Annotated in this window: 20 protein-coding genes; 13 read left to right on the top strand and 7 right to left on the bottom strand. The window is 72.4% G+C overall.

From position 1 onward, the window contains the following. The first annotated feature begins 35 nt into the window (after positions 1-35). Genes AMYTH_RS45315 through AMYTH_RS0119435 form a run of 5 tightly spaced genes read left to right on the top strand, consistent with a single transcriptional unit; the run spans position 36 to position 4290 of the window. Positions 36-2276 (top strand): sensor histidine kinase, encoded by a 2241-nt coding sequence (locus tag AMYTH_RS45315; protein WP_167344600.1) that lies wholly within the window; start codon positions 36-38, stop codon positions 2274-2276. A 17-nt stretch (positions 2277-2293) separates the two neighbouring features. After that, positions 2294-2704 carry a roadblock/LC7 domain-containing protein gene (locus AMYTH_RS0119450; protein WP_027931727.1) on the top strand — a complete coding sequence of 137 codons (411 nt, stop codon included), beginning with the start codon at positions 2294-2296 and terminating at the stop codon, positions 2702-2704. After that, entirely contained in the window at positions 2701-3063 is a 363-nt protein-coding gene (locus AMYTH_RS45310; protein WP_051362752.1) for a DUF742 domain-containing protein, read from the top strand. Before AMYTH_RS0119450 ends, AMYTH_RS45310 begins: the two co-directional genes overlap by 4 nt. After that, complete coding sequence (locus AMYTH_RS0119440; RefSeq protein ID WP_027931726.1) at positions 3044-3631, top strand: GTP-binding protein; 588 nt, start codon at positions 3044-3046, stop codon at positions 3629-3631. Before AMYTH_RS45310 ends, AMYTH_RS0119440 begins: the two co-directional genes overlap by 20 nt. Before the next feature lie 41 nt (positions 3632-3672). Then, complete coding sequence (locus AMYTH_RS0119435; RefSeq protein ID WP_027931725.1) at positions 3673-4290, top strand: flavin reductase family protein; 618 nt, start codon at positions 3673-3675, stop codon at positions 4288-4290. Between the two features lie 453 nt (positions 4291-4743). Here the strand turns inward: AMYTH_RS0119435 and AMYTH_RS0119430 are convergent, their stop codons facing one another. Then, complete coding sequence (locus tag AMYTH_RS0119430; RefSeq protein ID WP_027931724.1) at positions 4744-5703, bottom strand: DNA polymerase domain-containing protein; 960 nt, start codon at positions 5701-5703, stop codon at positions 4744-4746. Positions 5704-5790: 87 nt separating this feature from the next. Here AMYTH_RS0119430 and AMYTH_RS0119425 point away from each other — a divergent pair, with 87 nt between their 5' ends. Continuing rightward, a complete protein-coding gene (locus tag AMYTH_RS0119425) occupies positions 5791-6885 on the top strand; it encodes a serine/threonine-protein kinase (protein ID WP_037322610.1) in 1095 nt (364 codons plus the stop codon). 4 nt (positions 6886-6889) lie between these two features. Here AMYTH_RS0119425 and AMYTH_RS0119420 read toward each other — a convergent pair whose 3' ends face one another. Then, complete coding sequence (locus tag AMYTH_RS0119420) at positions 6890-7345, bottom strand: GNAT family N-acetyltransferase (RefSeq protein WP_027931722.1); 456 nt, start codon at positions 7343-7345, stop codon at positions 6890-6892. Positions 7346-7430: 85 nt separating this feature from the next. On the opposite strand from AMYTH_RS0119420, the gene AMYTH_RS0119415 reads away from it, so the two are divergent. After that, on the top strand, positions 7431-7964 hold the full coding sequence (locus AMYTH_RS0119415) for a DUF1360 domain-containing protein (protein WP_027931721.1): 534 nt from the start codon (positions 7431-7433) through the stop codon (positions 7962-7964). A gap of 58 nt (positions 7965-8022) precedes the next feature. Beyond that, a complete protein-coding gene (locus AMYTH_RS0119410; protein WP_037322609.1) occupies positions 8023-9405 on the top strand; it encodes an aldehyde dehydrogenase family protein in 1383 nt (460 codons plus the stop codon). Positions 9406-9609: 204 nt separating this feature from the next. Here AMYTH_RS0119410 and AMYTH_RS0119405 read toward each other — a convergent pair whose 3' ends face one another. Genes AMYTH_RS0119405 through AMYTH_RS0119395 form a run of 4 tightly spaced genes read right to left on the bottom strand, consistent with a single transcriptional unit; the run spans position 9610 to position 12434 of the window. Continuing rightward, complete coding sequence (locus AMYTH_RS0119405; protein WP_027931719.1) at positions 9610-10806, bottom strand: NAD(P)/FAD-dependent oxidoreductase; 1197 nt, start codon at positions 10804-10806, stop codon at positions 9610-9612. Continuing rightward, the gene (locus AMYTH_RS47975) at positions 10803-11015 is read right to left on the bottom strand and encodes a ferredoxin (RefSeq protein ID WP_020423296.1); all 213 of its coding nucleotides are present in this window, start codon (positions 11013-11015) and stop codon (positions 10803-10805) included. Before AMYTH_RS47975 ends, AMYTH_RS0119405 begins: the two co-directional genes overlap by 4 nt. Before the next feature lie 10 nt (positions 11016-11025). Continuing rightward, positions 11026-11937: a pyridoxamine 5'-phosphate oxidase family protein gene (locus tag AMYTH_RS0119400; RefSeq protein WP_027931718.1), complete on the bottom strand. Its 912-nt coding sequence runs from the start codon at positions 11935-11937 to the stop codon at positions 11026-11028. A gap of 35 nt (positions 11938-11972) precedes the next feature. Next, positions 11973-12434 (bottom strand): VOC family protein, encoded by a 462-nt coding sequence (locus tag AMYTH_RS0119395; RefSeq protein ID WP_027931717.1) that lies wholly within the window; start codon positions 12432-12434, stop codon positions 11973-11975. A gap of 101 nt (positions 12435-12535) precedes the next feature. Between AMYTH_RS0119395 and AMYTH_RS0119390 the strand changes: the two genes are divergently transcribed. Then, positions 12536-13081 carry a CGNR zinc finger domain-containing protein gene (locus AMYTH_RS0119390; protein ID WP_027931716.1) on the top strand — a complete coding sequence of 182 codons (546 nt, stop codon included), beginning with the start codon at positions 12536-12538 and terminating at the stop codon, positions 13079-13081. A 12-nt stretch (positions 13082-13093) separates the two neighbouring features. Here AMYTH_RS0119390 and AMYTH_RS0119385 read toward each other — a convergent pair whose 3' ends face one another. Next, entirely contained in the window at positions 13094-14143 is a 1050-nt protein-coding gene (locus AMYTH_RS0119385; protein WP_123683407.1) for a LacI family DNA-binding transcriptional regulator, read from the bottom strand. A 124-nt stretch (positions 14144-14267) separates the two neighbouring features. On the opposite strand from AMYTH_RS0119385, the gene AMYTH_RS0119380 reads away from it, so the two are divergent. The 4 genes from AMYTH_RS0119380 to AMYTH_RS0119365 are packed head-to-tail and all read left to right on the top strand — an operon-like array spanning position 14268 to position 18811. Continuing rightward, positions 14268-15557: an ABC transporter substrate-binding protein gene (locus tag AMYTH_RS0119380; protein ID WP_027931714.1), complete on the top strand. Its 1290-nt coding sequence runs from the start codon at positions 14268-14270 to the stop codon at positions 15555-15557. 19 nt (positions 15558-15576) lie between these two features. Then, positions 15577-16557: a carbohydrate ABC transporter permease gene (locus AMYTH_RS0119375; protein WP_027931713.1), complete on the top strand. Its 981-nt coding sequence runs from the start codon at positions 15577-15579 to the stop codon at positions 16555-16557. Continuing rightward, on the top strand, positions 16554-17396 hold the full coding sequence (locus AMYTH_RS0119370; protein WP_027931712.1) for a carbohydrate ABC transporter permease: 843 nt from the start codon (positions 16554-16556) through the stop codon (positions 17394-17396). Before AMYTH_RS0119375 ends, AMYTH_RS0119370 begins: the two co-directional genes overlap by 4 nt. A gap of 2 nt (positions 17397-17398) precedes the next feature. Then, complete coding sequence (locus tag AMYTH_RS0119365) at positions 17399-18811, top strand: GH1 family beta-glucosidase (protein ID WP_123683404.1); 1413 nt, start codon at positions 17399-17401, stop codon at positions 18809-18811. The last annotated feature ends 5 nt before the right edge of the window (positions 18812-18816 follow it).

Below are 18816 nucleotides of genomic sequence, written 5' to 3'. Positions count from 1 at the left end.
CCGCGAACGAATTCCGCAATTGGAGAACCATGGCCGTGCGCCGAGAAAAGCATGCCCGCATTTCGCCGGCACCCCGGCTCGTCGACCGCCTGACGCCGCGGTCCGTCCGCGCGAAGATCGTCGCCCTGCTCATGGTGCCGGTGGTCTCGCTCATGGTCCTGTGGGGCCTCGCCACGGTCTCGGCCGTGCAGACCGCCTGGAACCAGCGTCAGGTCGAGGAGTTCGACACGCACCTGACCGCCCCGGTCGCCGACCTGGTCACCGGCCTGCAGGCCGAACGCGCGGTCGTCGCCGCCCACCTCGCCGGCTCCGGTGACCTGCCCGCGCTGGAGCAGCGGTACGCCCAGACCCGCGCGGCGCTCACGACGCTCCGCGACGGGGTGACCCTGGTCGCCGCCGACCTCGCCGGCATCGCGCCCGACCTGAACCGCCGACTCGGCGACCTCGTCGCCGACGTGACCAGGCTGAGCGGCGCCCAGGGCGCGGTGACCGCCCGCCAGGCCGACTGGCGCGCCACCTTCGACGCCTACTCCGGCGCGATCGACACCGCCTTCGCGGTCGAATCCGCGCTCGCCGACATCCACGACATCCCGGTCGCACTTGCCGTGCCCGGCCTCGGCCGCGTCGGCGAGATGCTCGCCCGGCAGGACGCCGCGGCCCGCGCCGCAGCCGCCGGACGCGCGAACGCCGAGACCTACCGCGCCTTCGTCGACGCGCTCGGCGGGCAACGCGTCCTCACCGCCGGGCTGCTGTCCGACCTGCCGGACGCCCAGCGGGAAGCCCTCGGCGACATCACCACCAGCGACTCCTACCGCGCCCTCACCGACGTGCAGAACTCCGTGCAGGCCGACACCGCGGGCCGCGCGCTCGCCGCGACCGTCACCTCCGGCCAGTGGGCCGCCTCGCTCGACGCGGTCACGCGCGACCTCGCCGCCGTCCGGTTGGAGGCAGCCACGGCGGCCGCCGCCGAAGCGGACGACGCGGGCAACGCGGCCCTCACCGAGAGCGCGGTGACCGTCCTGCTGGGACTCGCCGCCGTGCTGCTCGCCCTGCTGATCTCCGTGCGGATCGGCCGCGGCCTGGTGATCGAGCTGGTCGGCCTGCGCGACTCGGCCCTCGAACTGGCCAACCGGCGGCTCCCGCGCGCGATGCGCAGGCTGCGGGCAGGCGAGAAGATCGACCCGGACGCGGACGTGCCCGTCGTGCCGCCGAGCGACGGCGAGATCGGCCAGGTCGGCGCCGCGCTCAACGCCGTGCAGCGTGCCGCGCTGACCGCCGCCGCGGAACGCGCCGAGCTGCTCACCGGCGTGTCCGGCGTCTTCGTCACACTCGCCCGGCGCAGCCAGTCGCTCGTGCACCGCCAGCTCAGCCTGCTCGACACGATGGAACGGCGCTCCGAGGAACCCGCCGAGCTGGAGGACCTGTTCCGCCTCGACCACCTCGCCGCGCGCATGCGCCGCCACGCCGAGGGCCTGATCATCATGTCCGGCGCCGCCCCCGGCCGCGTGTGGAGCAAACCAGTCCCGCTGATGACCGTCGTCCGCGCGGCCGTCGCCGAGGTCGAGGAGTTCCAGCGGGTCGAGGTGCACCGGATGGCCGACGTCGGCGTTCAGGGCGCCGCGGTCGCCGACCTCACCCACATGATCGCCGAGTTGGTCGAGAACGCCACGTCGTTCTCCCCGCCGAACACCACGGTTCTGGTGCACGGCGAGGCCGTCGGGGCCGGGTTCGTCGTGGAGATCGAGGACCGCGGCCTCGGCATGGGGCCGGAACGGCTGGCCGAGGCCAACCGGCGGATCGCCGAGGCGCACCAGCTCGACCTGTTCGACGGCGAGCAGCTCGGGTTCTACGTGATCAGCCGCCTGGCGCGGCGCCAGGGCATCACCGTCACGCTGCGGCGCTCGGCCTACGGCGGCACGACCGCGGTCGTGCTGGTGCCGACCGGGCTGCTCACCCGCGCCGAGGCGGCGCCGGCCGACGCCGAGGTCCCCACGGCCCGGTCGCGCCCGGCGCGGCGCCCCGAGCCCGTCCGGGAACGGGACAACGGGCGTCACCGTCCGCCGCCGCGCCCGCCCGCCCCGCCACGGCCCGAACCGGTGGTCGCCGAGGACGACGTCACCGGCGGTCTGCCGCGCCGCAAGCGACAGGCGCACCTCGCTCCCGGGTTGCGCGAGTCCGCGCACGACGAGGCCGCGACGCCGCGGACGTCGCCCGACGAGGCCCGCGCCACCATGTCCGCCCTGCAGCAGGGATTCACCCGCGGACGCAACGGATGACGACGAGAGGGGTAGCGGTGGACGCCACCGATAACGGCCGGGAGCTGGCCTGGCTGCTGGACGAGCTGGTGGGCAACGCGCCACGGGTCCGGAACGCGCTGCTGCTGTCCAACGACGGCCTGGCGATGGCCACCTCGACGGGGATGACCCGCGAGGAGAGCGAGCACCTCGCCGCGGTGTCGTCGGCGCTGAACAGCCTCGCGAAGGGCGCGGGCAGGCAGTTCGACGCCGGCGCGGTCCGGCAGACGATGGTCGAGCTCGACGGCGGTTTCCTGTTCGTCATCGCGGCTGGCGGCGGGACGTGCCTGTCGGTGTTCGCCGAGGCCGGCACCGACATCGGACTGGTCGCCTACGAGATGGCCCGGCTCGTTTCGCAGGTGGGTGAGCACATGTACACCGCACCACGGCTGGACCGGACGGGCACGTGAGCGACTGGTACGGCGACGAGTCCGGCCCCATGGTCCGCCTGTACGCGCTGACCAGGGGCCGGGCCCGGCCGTCCGCCGAGTTCCTGGACATCATCGCGCTCGTCTCCGCCCGCACGCGGCCCGAGCACGACCTCACCCTGAGCCCCGAGCAGGCGGTGATCCTCCAGCTGTGCCAGGCGCACACGCTGTCGGTCGCGGAGATCGCGGCCCGCGCGAACCTGCCGCTCAACGTCACGCGGGTGCTGCTGGCGGACCTGCTGAACGGCGGGCACGTCGAGGTGACCCGCCCGGTCCCGGCCGCCACCGGACCGACCGACCGCATCCTGAGGGAAGTGCTGAATGGACTCCGTGCGCTCTGAACCACTGCCCGCGCCGGCGAAACCCTTCACCGCGTTGAAGATCCTCATCGCGGGTGGTTTCGGCGCGGGCAAGACCACGATGGTCGGTGCGGTCAGCGAGATCCAGCCGTTGCGCACGGAGGAGTACCTGACCGAGGCGGGCGCCGGGATCGACGACGCCGAGGGCCTGGAGCAGAAGACGACCACCACGGTCGCCATCGACTTCGGCCGGATCACGTTCGACGAGCACCTCGCGCTGTACCTGTTCGGCACCCCGGGGCAGGACCGGTTCTGGTTCTTCTGGGACGACATCGCGCAGGGCGCGCTCGGCGCGGTCGTCATCGCCGACACGCGCCGCCTCGAAGACTGCTTCCCGGCGGTCGACTACTTCGAGCGGCGCGAGACGCCGTTCGTGGTGGCGGTGAACTGCTTCGCCGGATCCCGCCAGTACCGCGCGAACCAGGTCGCGGCGGCGCTCGACCTCGACCCCGGCATCCCGGTGGTGCTGTGCGACGCGCGGAACCGGGAGTCGGCGAAGGAAGTGCTGATCGCGCTGGTGGAGCAGGTGCGGCGGGGCAGACACCGCTGAGTTCGGCCGGGACCGACACGACCGGTCCCTAGCGTGGCGGCGTGAACATCGCAACGGACGAGCACGTCGTGATCAACCCGAAGATCCTCTATTTCGGCACGCCCGTGGTGCTGCTGTCGACCGAGAACGCCGACGGCAGCGCCAACCTCGCGCCGATGTCCTCGGCCTGGGCGCTGGGGCAGGTGGTCGTGCTGGGGCTGGCCGCCGCGTCGCACACGGCGGCCAACCTCCGCGCGCGCCGGGACGTGGTGGTCAACCTGCCCGGCCCGGAGCAGTGGCGGGCGGTGGAGCGGCTGGCCCCGCTCACCGGCGCGGACCCGGTGCCCGCGCACAAACGCGGCGCGTTCCGGCACGAGCCGGACAAGTTCGCGGCGTCCGGGCTGCGGCCCGCGGAGTCCGACCTGGTCCGGCCGCCGCGGGTGGCGGACTGCCCGATCGCGCTGGAGGCGCGGGTGGCCGAGGTGGGCGAGGGCTGGGGCGGCGGTTTCGTGGTGGTGCAGGCGGAGGTGCTGCGCGTGCACTGCGATGCGCGGCTGGTCGTGCCCGGCACGCAGCACGTCGACCCCGGCGCGTGGAGCCCGCTGATCTACAACTTCCGGCACTACTTCGGCCTCGGGCCGGAGCTGGGGCACAGCTTCCGCTCGGAGACGCCGCGCTAGGTCGCGAGGGCTTGCGGCTGGGGGTGGGGCTGTCGCTGGGGGGAGGGGCGGCAGGGTGGTGGCCTGCAGCTGGGCTGGCTGCTCGGGGGGAGGGGCGGCAGTGCGGGGGTTTGTGGCTTGGGTGGTGGGGCCGTCGCTGGAGGAGGGGCAGTCGCGCGGGGGCTTGTGGCTGGGTGGTGGGGCTGCCGCTGGGGGAGGGCAGCAGCGTGGTGGCCTGCGGCTGGGCTGGCTGCTTGGGGGGAGGGGCAGCAGTGTGGTGCCTTGCGGGTGGGTGGCGGGGCTGTCGCTCGGCGGAGGGGGCAGCAGCGCGGGGGCCTGCGACCTGGGCGGCCGGAGCCGCCGCGGCCGGAGCCGCCGGGGCAGGTGAGCCGCCGCGGCCGGAGCCGCCGGGGTAGGTGAGCCGCCGCGGGAGGTGAGTCGTGGGCGAGGGTCAGCGTGCCCGAGTGACCACGGTCAGGAGCCCTGCTCGCGGCGGGCGCGGGCCCGGCGTTTGCCCTCGTGCATCGCCTGCACGCGGGCGATTGGGATGGTGCGGCCGTGCTCCACCAGATCCGCCGGCAGCTCCTGCGGATCCGGCAGCGACTCGGTCCACGGATCGTCCGAGCCCAGCAGCCGCAGGGCCTCGCGGAGCGTGAAGTCGCTGGGCTGCACGTTGTCCAGGTCGCTCCACGGCACCGGGAACGACACCGGCAGCCCGGGCCGCACCCGCGGGCTGTAGACCGACACGACCGTGGCGCCGCCCGCGCGCGTCGAGTCGAGGAAGACCTTGCCCTCGCGGTCCTCGCGGATGAATGCCGTCGTCGCCAGTTCCGGGTCGAGCGCCTCGGCTCGCGCGGCCAGTGCCCGGGTTGCCGCGGCGGCCTGCTCCGCGTCCGCGCCACGCACCGGCACGAAGATGTGCACCCCCTTGGAACCGCTCGTCTTCACCGCGCCGGCCAGACCGCAGTCGTCCAGCGCGCGGCGCACCAGGTGGGCCGCGCGCACCGCCAGGTCGAAGGCCGCCGAGCCCTCCGGCGGGTCCAGGTCCAGCACCAGGTGCGTCGGCCGGTCCAGGTGCCCGGCGGTGCCCAGCGTCGGGTGGTACTCGATCGCCCGCTGGTTGCCGAACCACAGCAGCGTGCGGCGGTCGTCGCACAGGGCGTAGGTCACCTGCCGGTGCGAGCTCTCCGCCCACATGCTCACCCGCGGCACCCACTCCGGGGTGTACTTCGGCAGGTTCTTCTGCATGAACGCGTCCTGGCCGCGCAGCACCCGCACGACCGACAGCGGCCGGTCCCGCAGCGCCGCGATCATCCGGTCGGCGACCGCGTCCAGGTAGTCGACCAGATCGCGCTTCGTGGCGCCGGCATCGGCGAACAGTGACTGGTCGAGGTTCGTCAACGACACGCCGTCCCGCACCTCTGCGCTGCTCATGGCCCCACTCTTGCCGATCCGTGTCGTCCAGGCCACCCCGGATCGGGTTTGCGGCCACCCGTGCAGGGGTAGCGATTCCTCGTGGACATGGGTGAGCGGTACCGGCTCGAGGAGCGGATCGGTGGCGGTGGCAGTGCCGACGTGCACCGCGCGTGGGACCGCGTCGCCGAACGCGAAGTCGCGATCAAGCTCTTCCGCGCCGGTTCCACACCCGCCCAGCAGCGGCGGCAGGCGCAGGAGTTCCGCATCCTGGACCGGTTGCGGCACCCGGCGTTGGTGCCGCTGTACGACTCCGGCGTGTGCGACGGGCGCGTGTTCTTCGTGATGCGGCTCGTGCACGGCCCGACGCTCGCGGACCGCATCGCCGAGGGGCCGCTGGCGATGGACGAGACGATCGAGCTGGGCGCGCGGCTGGCGGACGCGCTGGCCTACGTGCACCACGCGGGGATCACGCACCGGGACGTGAAGCCGGCCAACATCCTGCTCGGGCCGGACGGCGCGGTGCTCGGTGACTTCGGCATCGCGCAGGGCCACGACAGCACGCGCTTCACCACCACCGGCACCGTGGTGGGCACCGCCGCGTACATGGCGCCCGAGCAGGTGCGCGGGGAACCGGTCGGCCCGCCCGCGGACGTCTACTCGCTCGGGCTGGTGCTGCTGGAATGCCTGTCCGGGCGGCGCGAGTACCCCGGGTCGCTGACCGAGTCCGCGGTGGCGCGCCTGCTGCGCCCGCCCGCGGTGCCGGACGACCTGCCCCCGCACCTGGCGGACCTGTTGCGGCGCATGGGGAACCGGGACCCGCACGGGCGGCCGTCGGCGCGTGAAGTGGCGGCCGTGCTCGGTGGGGCGACCCGGCCGTTGGTTCCGCTGAAGCCGAAACGGCGGCTCGGTGTCGCCGCCGGGATCACCGGCGTGGCAGCCGCGGCCGCGATGGCGTTCACACTGCTGAACGGGTCCACCACGGAGGCGCCGGCCTCGGTGCCCGCACCCGTGGCGCCGGCCCCCGCGCCGGTGGCCGCGCCGCCGCCGGTGACGAGCGAAACACCCGCCCCGGTGGCGAAAACCGTTCCGGCGAGCCAGAGCGAGGAGGCTCCCGCGCCCGCGAAGGGCCGGAAGGACGACAAGAGTAAGGGCCAGGACAAGGGCAAGGGGCAGGACAAGAAGCCCGGCAAGGACAAGTGAGGCGTCAGACCGTCTTGCTCATGTGCACCAGCGCGCCGTCGAGGAACGGCTCCTCGCGGTCCACCCGGTAACCCAGCCGCCGGTAGAAGCGGATGTTCTCGGTGAACAGGGCGTTCGTGTAGAGCCGCACGCCGGGCAGCCCCATCGACTGGGCCAGCAGGTCCGCGTGCCGCATCAGCAGGCGCCCGTGACCGGCGCCCTGCGCGGAGGGCCGCACGGCGACGTTCTCGATCAGCAGGTGGTCCACCGCCGGGATCATCTCGATCAACGCGACCAGCTGGTCGTCGTCGTAGAGCAGGTCGATGCGGTGGGCGGTGACGGCCTGCCGGTAGTCCGTGCGCATCGGCAGGGGTTCTCGGCGGATGATGTCCACCCACTTCGCGTACGCGGCGTGGACCAGTTCCCGGATCGCGTCGGCGTCGTCGGGCGTCGCGCGTCGGAAGAGGTACTTGTGCGGCATTTCTCCTCCTTCGCGGCCGGGCGGTTGCCCGTGGGTCCGGGGGGTACCCGTTGCCCGCACGAACAGCCGAGTATCAGGAGAGCGTATGGCGCAGCACGCCGGACTCCGGGACCTCGCCGCCGCGGGTCGCGCCGAGGCCGACGCCTACCGGGGGAACCACGACCGCCCGCTGGGCGGCTACCTCGTCGTCCTGCTCGTGTACACCTCGCTCGTGGCGACGGCGACGCTCGTGGCTCTGCTCACCGGCCGCAAGATGCCCCGTGACCTGCGGGTGTCCGACATCGCCCTGATGGCGATGGGTACCCACAAACTGGCCAGGACGATCAGCAAGGACGCCGTCACCAGCCCCCTGCGCGCCCCGTTCACCCGATACGCCGACACTGGCGGGCCCGCCGAGGTGATGGAGGAGGTGCGCAAGCCCTCCGGGCTGCGGCACAGCCTCGGCGAGCTGCTCAGCTGCCCGTTCTGCCTCGACATGTGGGTGGTGACCGGATTCACCGTCGGCCACGTCTTCGCGCCCCGCGTGACGCGCCTGGTCGCGGCGGCGCTGGCGGCGCTGACCGGCGCCGATTTCCTGCAGCTGGCCTACGCGAAGGCGCAGCAGATCGCCGAGGGCTGAGCCCGCCGGGTGTCGCGGAGGAGAAGCAGGGGTACTCGCACCGCGGACAGGAGGTGCGATGACTGAGCTGATGACCCGGGAAGACGCGGCCATCGAGGTCCGCGACCCCGCGAGCGGCGAGCTGGTGGGACGCGTACCGAGTGCGACCGCGGACGAGGTCGCCGCGGCGGTGCGCGCGGCGCGGGTGGCGTTCACGGGCTGGGAGCGGACCGCGGCGGGGGAGCGCGCTGCCGCGTTGAAGGCCGCGGCTGCCGAACTGCGTGAGCGGGCCGACGAGCTGGCCGCGATGAACAACCGCGAGACCGGCAAGCTGCCGGACGAGGCACGCGAAGGTGTCCTCGCCGGCGCGGGGACCCTCGAGCAGTACGCGGAGCTGGGGCCCGCCCACCGCGGGCGCAGCCTGCAGGGCGGCTGGGACGCGACGGACCTGATGGTGCCCGGGCCGCGTGGTCTCGTGGTGGCGCTGACGCCGTGGAACGACCCGGTCGCGGTCGCGTGCGGGCTGATCGGCGCGGCGCTGGCGACGGGCAACGTCGTCGTGCACAAGCCGAGCGAGCGGTGCCCGCACGTGGGGCGGATGCTGACCGAGCTGATCGCGCGGCACCTGCCCGCGGACGTGCTGGTCTGCGTGGACGGCGACGGCCGGGTGGGCGCGCAGCTCGCGGAGTCCGCGGACGTGGATGTGATCGCGCACGTCGGCAGCACCGCGACCGGCCGTTCGGTGGCGGTGGCCGCGGCGCGGACCGGGGCGAAGGTGCTGCTGGAGAACGGCGGCAACGACGCGCTGATCGTCGACGCCGGTGTGGATCCGAAGTGGGCGGCCGAGCAGGCCGCGCTGGGGGCGTTCGCGAACGCCGGGCAGATCTGCGTGTCGGTGGAGCGGATCTACGTGCACCGGTCGGTGGCCGACGAGTTCCTGCACGCGCTCGTGGCGGAGGCGCGCAAGCGCCCGTCCGAGGTGCCCATGGCGCCGCTGGTGGACGAGCGGCAGCGCGAGCACGTGCACTCGCACGTCGAAGACGCCGTGGCGCAGGGCGCGTCGCTGCTGGCCGGCGGGAAGTTGCCGGACGGGCCGGGTGCGCACTACCCGGCGACCGTGCTGGCCGGGTGCACGCCGTCGATGCGGGTGCTGAGCGAGGAGACGTTCGGGCCGGTCGCACCGGTGCGCGTGGTCGACAGCTTCGACCAGGCGCTGGAAGAGGCGGCCGACGACCGGTACGGCCTCACGGCGACGGTGCTGACCGATTCGATGGCCCACGCGCAGCGGGCGTGGCGGGAACTGCCCGTGGGGACGGTGAAGGTGAACAACGTCTTCGGCGGCGCGCCCGCCGGCGCGGCCCACCCGCGCAAGGCCAGCGGCGAGGGGTTCGGCTACGGGCCGGAGCTGCTCGACGAGATGACCGTGACGAAGGTCGTCCACATCGGACCCTCCGGCGGTTAGCGCGTGCCGGCCCTGCCGGTGAGGGGCATCGGCACTCGCGCGCACGATCCAGCCCGTGCCGTCGAGCCGGAGATCGCGGCCAGCCGGGCCGAAGGCGCGCGGCGGAACTTGGCGGGCACCGAGGTGATGCGAGCGGATCCGAGCGGCACCTGCCGTCGCGCGCCTCCGCCGCTCGACGGTCGTCCACATCGGACCGTCCGGCGGTCAGGCGGGCACGCGGCCGAGAGCCTCGGCCAGCTGGGCGCGGTAGGCGGCCAGCCGGCCGGGGCGGTTGCCGGTCAGCGCGCCCACCAGCTCGCCGTCCCGCCGGTATGCGATGTCGAGTCTGCCGCCGTCCGGGTCGTTCTCGTGGACCTCGACGGTGTCGGCGAACGCGGGGAAACCCACGGCGCGGAGCCGGACGCCGTAGAGGTCGGACCAGAACGACGGCACCGGGCGGTAGGTGGCGGGATGGGCGGGGTCGAGCAGATTCCGGGCCGCCACCTCGGCCTGTTCGACCGCATGCGTCCAGTGGCCGAGCACGGCGCCATCCGGTCCCGCCCACGGGTGAGGCCAGCGGGCCACGTCCCCCGCCACCACGATGCCCGGCACCGGCGCCCCGTCGGTGCCGAGCGCTCGTGCGTGCCGGTCGCAGACGAGACCGCGGTTGATGCGCAGGCCCGCGCCGGCGAGCCATCCGGTGCGCGGCGACGCGCCCAGCGCCACCACCGCGAGGTCGGCCGCCACCCGGGTGCCGTCCGACAGGATCGCGCCGGTCAGCCGGTGGTCACCGGTGAACGAGCCGACCCGCGTGCGCGTCCGCAGGGACACCCCGGCCGCGCGGTGCAGCGCTGCGACGAACTCGCCGGCGACCGGCCCCAGCGCGGAGCGCAGCGGCTGCGGCTGCGCTTCGACCAGCTCGACGGACGTCCCCCGGCCCCGGGCGGCGGCGGCCAGTTCACCACCGAGGAAACCTGCCCCGATGACCAGCAGGCGATCGCCGCCGCCGAGCCGGTGCCGCAGGGCCCGGGCGTCGTCCAGCGTGCGGAACACCCCGACCTCCGGTGGATGCGTTCCGGGCCAGGGGTTCGGCGCGGAGCCGGTGGCGACGACCAGGCCGGTGAAGGGCAGGACGTCGCCGCCGTCCAGTTCGACGGTGCGGCCCGGCACGTCGAGCCGACGGGCTCGCCGTCCGAGCACCCAATCGATCCCGAGCCCGGCGGATGGCAGTGCCGCCGCGGACTCGTCCGCGGTCGCGGCGAGGAGCTCCTTGGACAGTGGTGGCCGGTCGTAGGGGAGATGCGGCTCCGCGTCGACGACGGTCAGGCGCCCCCGGTAGCCGTGGCGGCGGAGTGCGGCGCACGCGCGCTGGCCGGCCAGGGACGCACCCACCACCACGATGCCCGCGTCACCGGCGGTCATGCCGCCGGTCTTCCGCTGCCGGACGGGCCGACGGTGATGGCGCGCACCGGGCAGGCCGACGCGGCCCGGATCACGTCCGCACGCCGTTCTTCCGGCGGGGACGGCGAATAGCGGAGCTGGTCGTCGTCGTCGAAGGAGAAGACGTCCGGCGCGCCGAAGACACATTGGCCATGGCTCTGGCACACCGCGAGGTCGACGTGTACTTGCACGGTGACCGTCCTATGAGGCAGTGGGGAGGGGAGGGTTGAAGCGGGAGAAGGCGGGTGCGCTCCAGCGGAGGCGACTGGCGCTGGGGATCTCGACCACGGCGCTGACGGTGAAGTCGACGACCCGTTGCGCGCCTGGCAGGGACCCGGCCGCGGCCTGCCCCCAGTCCGTGCGCGCCGTTCCGGTGAGCTGCACGGTCGTGCCCGTGGTCCAGTCCAGGAACAACAGTCCGGCGGCCGGGTTGACCTCCAGGTTGCCCAGCGTGTTGAACATGGCGTTGCCGACGTAGTCCGGCCAGCGCAGTGTGGTGCCGGACAGCACCTGGACGAAGCCCGGGTTGCCGCCGCGGTGCGAAGCGTCGACGTCGCCGTCCCGGTCGGCGGTGGCGACGAAGAACGTGTCCGCACGGCTGAGGAGTTCCCGCTGGTACGGCGACAGGGCGGACGAGGTGACCGGTTCGCCGGGCGCGGCCTGCTCCGGGTGCGGTTCCCGTTTCTGGATGTACTTCGGGCAGTTCGCGTAGACCTGCTCGAGCGCGACCCGCAAGCCGCCGGCGACCGGTGTGCTGCGGCCGTTCATCCGCATGCGGCGCCGGGAGGACGCCTCGATCGCGAGCATGCCCACCGGTGTGGGTTCGCCGAGCCGGGAGCGCAGCGGGTCGCCGGGCGCCGGGAGCGCCGCAACGGCGAGTGTGGTGTCGTCCTCGGCCCGCAGGAACCCCGGCGGTCCGGACAGGAGTGTGGCCCAGACCCGGCCCTCGGCGTCGGTGGCGCCGAGCACGAGCATGACCTGCTGGGCGAGGAAATCCCGGGCCACCGCCGGGATCGCGCGCTGGATCGCGCGGGCGGAGAACCCGCCCTGGTCGAGGAGGCCGGAGCGCCGCTGGGCGGCCCGTTCACCCTCGTGGTAGACGTCGACCGCCACAGCGGCCTCCTTTCAGCTCGGAATCAGGGTGGGAATCAGAAGAAGCCGCAGGTGGGCGCCTCGCCGCTGGGGGCGGCCGCGGTCTCGGCGCCGCTCGGGGCGTAGATCTCCAGGCGGATGCCGTCCGGGTCGGTGAAGAAGATCCCGCCGGAGCTCATGCCTTCCCCGTGCGGCACCACTCCGTCGTAGCGGAACTCGGCGCCGAGTTCGCGCAGCACCGCCTCGGCCGCTCGCACCTCGTCGATCGAGCCGACCTGGAAGGACAGGTGGTGCAGGCCGGCCGAGGACGCGGGGAACGGCGTCTCGCTCTGCTGCCACAGGGTCAGCACCAGCCGCCCGTCGCGTCCGAGGAAAGCCCAGCGTCGCTCGTCGTTCCCGCCTTCCGCCTGCACCTGGAACCCGAAGACCCGGGCGTAGAACGGCACCGCACGGTCCAGATCCGTGACGTTCAGACCGACGTGGCCGGTCTGAACGGCGCTGATCGTGGCAGTTGTCATGAGCTTCCTCCTCGGTGGGGCCTAACTGTCTTAATGAAGTTAGACGGTTAGAAGATCCAGTGTCAACCACCTATTGGGAGATGACCGGGTAGACTGGCCTCGTGTCAGACCCCCGCCCGTTGACCGGCGAGCCGCTGTGCCTCGATCTGCTGAACACGTATTGGATCGGCGAGAACGGCCCCGAGGACCTGCTCGACTCCACCGACGGTGTGGGCGTCTGGCTGCACTCGGCCGGGCTGGCGGACCGGGCGGTCGCGAACGAGGCGACGCGCGACGCCCTGCGTGAGACGCGGGAAGTACTCCGGGCGCTGGTGGACGGCGAAGCCGGGCGGGACGCCGCTCGCGAGCTCAACCGGATCCTCGAGCGCGGGGCGCTCCGCTACCGGCTCGGGGCCGCGGGACCGGAGACGCGTGGCACGACCGATGATCCGGCCTGGCTGCCTGCCTGGCTCGCCGCGACGGACTACCTGGGACTCGTCGACGGCAAGCCGGAGCGGATCAAGCGTTGCGCGGCGCACCCGAAGTGCGTGCTGCACTTCTACGACACGACCAAGAACGGCACGCGCCGGTGGTGCTCGATGGCGGGGTGTGGCAACCGGGCGAAAGCCGCCCGGCACTACGAACGAGAGCGAGCCGGGTCTGGCTGAAGCCGGGGCGGCTCACGCCGATTCGCGCAGCTTCAGCGACACCGGCAGCACCTGCCGCCGCGGGCGGATCGTTTCACCGGCCAGCAGGGCGGTCAGCGTGGCGACCATCTGGCGCACCTGGGCGGCCGGGTCCTGGTGCACGGTGGTCAGCGGCGGGTTCATCGCGGTGGCCAGCGCCGGGTGGTCGTCGAAACCCACGACCGCCACGTCGGCGGGCACGCGGCGGCCCGCGGCGCCCAGCGACTGCAGCACTCCCGCGGCCATCACGTCGCTCGCCACGAAGACCGCGTCCAGGTCCGGCTCCCGCGCGAGCAGCCGGTCCATCGCCTCGCGGCCGCCGTCCAGCGTGAAGTCCGCCTCCTCCGCCAGGCCCGCCGACTCCAGCCCCGCGTCGGCCAGGGTCTTGCGCCATCCGGACAGCCGGTGGACCGCCGCGGTCTGGTCCTGCGGGCCGGCGACCGTCGCGATGCGGCGGCGGCCCAGCGAAACCAGGTGCTCCACCGCGAGCCGCGCGCCGGACTCGTTGTCGAAGTCGATCACGTGCACGCCCCGTGCCACGCCGCCCGCCGGGCCGCCGAACACCACCGGCAGCCGCAGCAGCCGCAGCGCCCGCGGCAACGGGTCCGCCTGGTGCGGCGCGAACACCAGCGCGCCGTCGACGTGCCCGCCCTCCAGGAAGCGCAACGTCCGCGTCAGGTCGTCCCGTCCGTCGCAGAACATCAACACCATCTGGGCCCCGGACGCGGCCAGCTCCCGGTACCCGGCGCGCATCACCGCGGTCCGGTACGGATCGCCGAGCAGGACCTCCTCCGGCTCGGACAGCACCACCGCCACCGCGCCCGTCCGCCGCGTCACCAGCGACCGCGCAGCCTGGTTCGGCGAATAGCCCAGATCCGCCGCCGCCGCGCGCACCGCTTCCCGGGCGCGGGCGCTGACGTTCGGGTCGTCGTTCAGCGCCCGGGACGCCGTCGAGCGCGAGACTCCGGCGAAGGCGGCCACGTCCTCCAGCGTCGGACGGCCGTCGTGGTTGCCGTGTGCGGTCACCGGGTCACCTTCCGCCATGGATGGGAGCGCTTCCAACAATAGCGCATCTTGACACGGCTCGTGACTGGGGACACACTCAACCCCGTTCTGGGAGCGCTCCCAAAATCTCCCTCCCTGGAACCCCACGAGTTAGGGAATCGACGTGCGACATCTTCACAAGGGCGTGAGCTTCGCGATCGGACTGGCGGTGCTGGGCGCGAGCCTGGCCGCCTGTGGCGGCGGCTCGTCCGGGACGTCCGGCGACGGGCGGATCGAGCTGTCCATCGGCACCTTCACCGAATTCGGCTACGAAGACCTGATCACCGAGTACGAACGCCTGCACCCCAACATCAAGATCACCCACCACAAGACCGGCGAGGGCGGCCCCTACCACCAGAACCTGATCACGAAGCTGGCCGCTGGCAACGGGCTGGAGGACGTGGTCGCGGTCGAGGAGGGCCACTTCTCCGACATCATCGACAAGTCGTCGAAGTTCAACGACCTCACCGAGATCGGTCCCAAGGACGTGACCGCGGACCGCTGGCTGAACTGGAAGTACGAGGCGGGCAAGGACAAGGACGGCCGCCTGATCGGTTACGGCACCGACATCGGCCCGCTGGCCCTGTGCTACCGCAAGGACCTGCTGCAGGCCGCCGGCCTGCCGTCCGACCCCGAGGGCGTCAAGTCGTTGTTCGCGACCTGGGAGTCCTACTTCGCGGCCGGCGACCAGTACGTCGCGCGCACCGGCGGCAAGGCGTGGTTCGACGCGTCCTCGCAGCTGTACAACTCCATGGTCAACCAGCTCGAGACCGGTTACCTGGACCGCAACGACAACCTCACCATCGAGACGAACCCCGGCATCAAGGCGGCCTGGGACCGCATCACCGGCGCGATCCAGCGCGGCCAGTCCGCGAAGCTCATCGCGTTCGGCAACGAGTGGAAGACCGGGTTCCAGCAGGGATCCTTCGCCACCACCGTGTGCCCGTCGTGGATGCTCGGCGTGGTCGAGGAGAACGCAGGCCCCGGCAACGCGGGCAAGTGGGCGGTCACCGACGCGTTCCCCAACGGCGGCGGCAACTGGGGCGGCTCGTACCTGACCGTGCCGAAGCAGAGCCAGCACCCGAAGGAGGCGGCCGAGCTCGCGGCGTGGCTGACCGCGCCGGAGCAGCAGCTCAAGGCGTTCCAGGCGCGCGGCAACTTCCCGAGCCAGACGCAGGCCCTCACCTCGCCGCAGCTGCTGCAGCAGACCGAGCCGTACTTCGGCGACACCAAGGTCGGCCAGCTCTACTCCGAGCAGGCCAAGAAGGTGACCCGTGCGCAGTACAAGGGTCCCGGTGACGGCCAGATCCAGGAGAACGTCACCAGCCCGGCGCTGCAGGCCGTCGAGCAGGGGACACCGCCCGACCAGGCCTGGCAGCAGGTGGTCGACGAAGCCAAGAAGATCGTGCAGTGAGCGCAGGGGGAACGGGCCGATGACCAGTGTGGCCGAAAAACCACCGCGGCAGGACGTGCCGCCGGAACCGGTGAGACCGACGCTGCGGCAACGGTTGTCGCGCTGGGACGTCAGGTTCTCGCCGTACCTCTACATCGCGCCGTTCTTCGTGGTGTTCGGCCTGACCGGCCTGTTCCCCCTGCTCTACACGGGTTACGTGTCGCTGTTCGACTGGGAGATCGGCGACGACGACCCGAAGTTCATCGGGCTGGAGAACTTCGTGACGCTGCTGGGTGACGCGCAGTTCTGGAACGCGGTCGTCAACACGATCTCGATCTTCGTGCTCTCCAGCGGGCCGCAGCTGGTGATCGCGATCCTGCTCGCGGCGCTGCTGTCGCTGCGGCTGCGCTTCCCGGCGAGCTGGCGGGTCGGGATCCTGCTGCCCTACTCGGCCAGCCTGGTCGCGCTCGGCATCATCTTCGCGAACCTGTTCGGCCCGCGGTACGGGCTGGTCAACGCGATGCTGGAGGCGGTGGGGCTGGACCGGGTGGAGTGGCAGGCCAACCGGTTCGCCAGCCACCTGGCGATCGCCACGATGGTCAACTGGCGCTGGACCGGCTACAACGCGCTGATCGTGCTGGCGGCGATGCAGGCGCTGCCGCGGGACGTGTACGAGGCGGCGGTGGTCGACGGTGCCGGCGCGGTCCGCCGGTTCTTCTCGATCACGCTGCCGATGCTGAAGCCCACGCTGATCTTCGTGGTGGTCACCTCGACGATCGGCGGGCTGCAGATCTTCACCGAGCCCAAGCTGTTCGACGCCATGCCCGGGTCGAACAACGGCGGTTCGCAGCACCAGTTCCAGACCCTGACCTTGTACCTGTACCAGTCGGCGTTCGAGGGCTTCGACCTCGGCTACGCCTCGGCGATCGCGTGGCTGCTGTTCCTGCTGATCGTCCTCATCGCACTGGTCAACTTCCTGATCACCCGGCGGGTCGCCGCGACGACGGGACTGAAACGATGACCGTACGGATATTCCCGCGCGGGCGCGGCGGGTCGCGCTTCTTCGTCTACGCCACGCTGATCGCGTTCGTCGCGGGTTCGCTGTTCCCGTTCTACTGGTCGTTCCTGGTGGCCAGCCGCGACACCGGCATGCTGTCGGACCACCTGCCGCCGCTGCTGCCGGGCGGGAACTTCTGGGCCAACGCCGGCCGCGTGTTCGACGCAGTTCCGTTCTGGAAGGCGCTGGGCAACAGCCTGATCGTGGCAGGCACGGTGACGCTGACGACGGTGCTGTTCTCGGCGCTCGCCGGGTTCGCCTTCGCCAAGATGCGGTTCCGCGGCTCGAACGGGCTGTTCGTGTTCATCGTGGTGACGCTCGCGGTGCCCACGCAGCTGGGCGTGATCCCGCTGTTCATCATGATGTCCGACCTCGGCTGGGCCGGGCACCTGCAGGCGGTGATCGTGCCGAACCTGGTCACCGCGTTCGGGGTGTTCTGGATGCGCCAGTACATCGTGGACGCCGTGCCGTACGAGCTGATCGAGGCCGCGCGGGTGGACGGGTGCAGCGTGTTCGGGACCTTCGTGCACGTCTGCCTGCCCGCGATCCGCCCGGCGGCCGCGGTGCTCGCGATGTTCACGTTCATGATGTCGTGGAACGACTTCCTGTGGCCGCTGATCGTGCTCGACGCGGGCAACCCCACCGTGCAGGTGGCGCTGGAGAAGCTGCAGAGCGGCCACTACGTCGACTATTCGCTGGTGCTGGCCGGGACCACGCTGGCGACCATTCCGGTTCTGATCGTCTTCCTGCTGCTCGGGCGCCAGATCGTGTCCGGGATCATGCAGGGCGCGGTGAAAGGGTGAGCATGTCGGTTCTGGGTGAAGAGGTCACCGCCGGGCTGGAGTTCCCGCCCGGGTTCGCGTGGGGGGTCAGCACGGCGGCCTTCCAGATCGAGGGGGCGACCACTGTGGACGGTCGCACCGACTCGATCTGGGACGCGTTCTGCCGCCGTCCGGGCGCGGTCGCGGGCGGTGACACCGGGGAGCCGGCGGCCGACCACTACCACCGCTTCCGGGACGACGTCGCGCTGATGGCCGAGCTCGGGCTCGGGGTGTACCGGTTCTCGCTGGCCTGGTCCCGGGTGCGCCCGGACGGCGGCGCGGTCAACCCGGCTGGGCTGGACTTCTACGAGCGGCTGGTGGACTCGTTGCTGGAGCGGGGGATCACGCCGTGGGCGACGCTGTACCACTTCGACCTGCCGCAGGCGCTGGAGGAGCGCGGCGGCTGGGCCGCGCGCGACACCGCCCACCGGTTCGCCGAGTTCGCCGCGTCGGCCGCCGAGCGGCTGGGCGACCGGGTGCCGTTCTGGTCCACCCTGAACGAACCGTGGTGCTCGGCGTTTCTGGGCTACGCCAAGGGCATTCACGCGCCGGGCAGGCAGGAGCCGCGCGCGGCGGTCGCGGCGGCGCACCACCTGCTGCTCGCGCACGGCCTCGGCCTCGCCGAGATCCGCAGGCACGCGCCGCGGGCGCAGGCGGGCATCACGCTGAACCTGTACCCGGTGCGGGCGGAGGACCCGTCGTCGGCGGCGGACCGTGACGCGGCGCGGCGGGTGGACGGGTTGCAGAACCGGCTGTTCCTCGACCCGGTGCTGCGCGGGCGGTACCCGGAGGACCTGCTGGCGGACCTGGAGCCGTTCGGTCTCGGCGCCTGCGTGCGGGACGGGGATCTGGCGCTGATCGGGGCCCCGATCGACCAGATGGGGATCAACTACTACCGCGGCTACGAGGTCACCGGCACATTGCGGCCGGGGGTCGAGCCGGGCGGGCTGGAGTGGGTGGGCGCGGACGGGATCGGGTTCGTGCCCGACACGGCGGCCTCGGTGACCCACTCGGGGTGGTTCGTGCAGCCGGAGGGGCTGACCGAGACGCTGGTGCGGGTGCACCGCGAGTACCCGGCGGTGCCGTTGTACGTCACGGAGAACGGCGCGGCCTACGACGACTCCGTGCGGCCGGACGGCTGGATCGACGACGTCGAACGGGTCGAGTTCCTCGCCGCCCACCTGCGGGCGGCGCACGCCGCGCTCGCGCAGGGGGTCGACCTGCGGGGGTTCTCGTACTGGTCGCTGCTGGACAACTTCGAGTGGGCGGAGGGCTACTCGAAGCGGTTCGGGCTGGTGCACGTGGACTACCGGACACAGGCCCGCACGATGAAGCGCAGCGCCCACTTCTACGCCGAGGTGATCCGCGGCAACGCGGTGCCGCCGATCGGCGGGTGACGGTG

Source organism: Amycolatopsis thermoflava N1165 (assembly GCF_000473265.1).
Taxonomy (GTDB): Bacteria; Actinomycetota; Actinomycetes; order Mycobacteriales; family Pseudonocardiaceae; genus Amycolatopsis_E; species Amycolatopsis_E thermoflava.
Note: the sequence above shows the minus strand (reverse complement) of the source record. Positions and strands in the feature narration are given on the sequence as shown.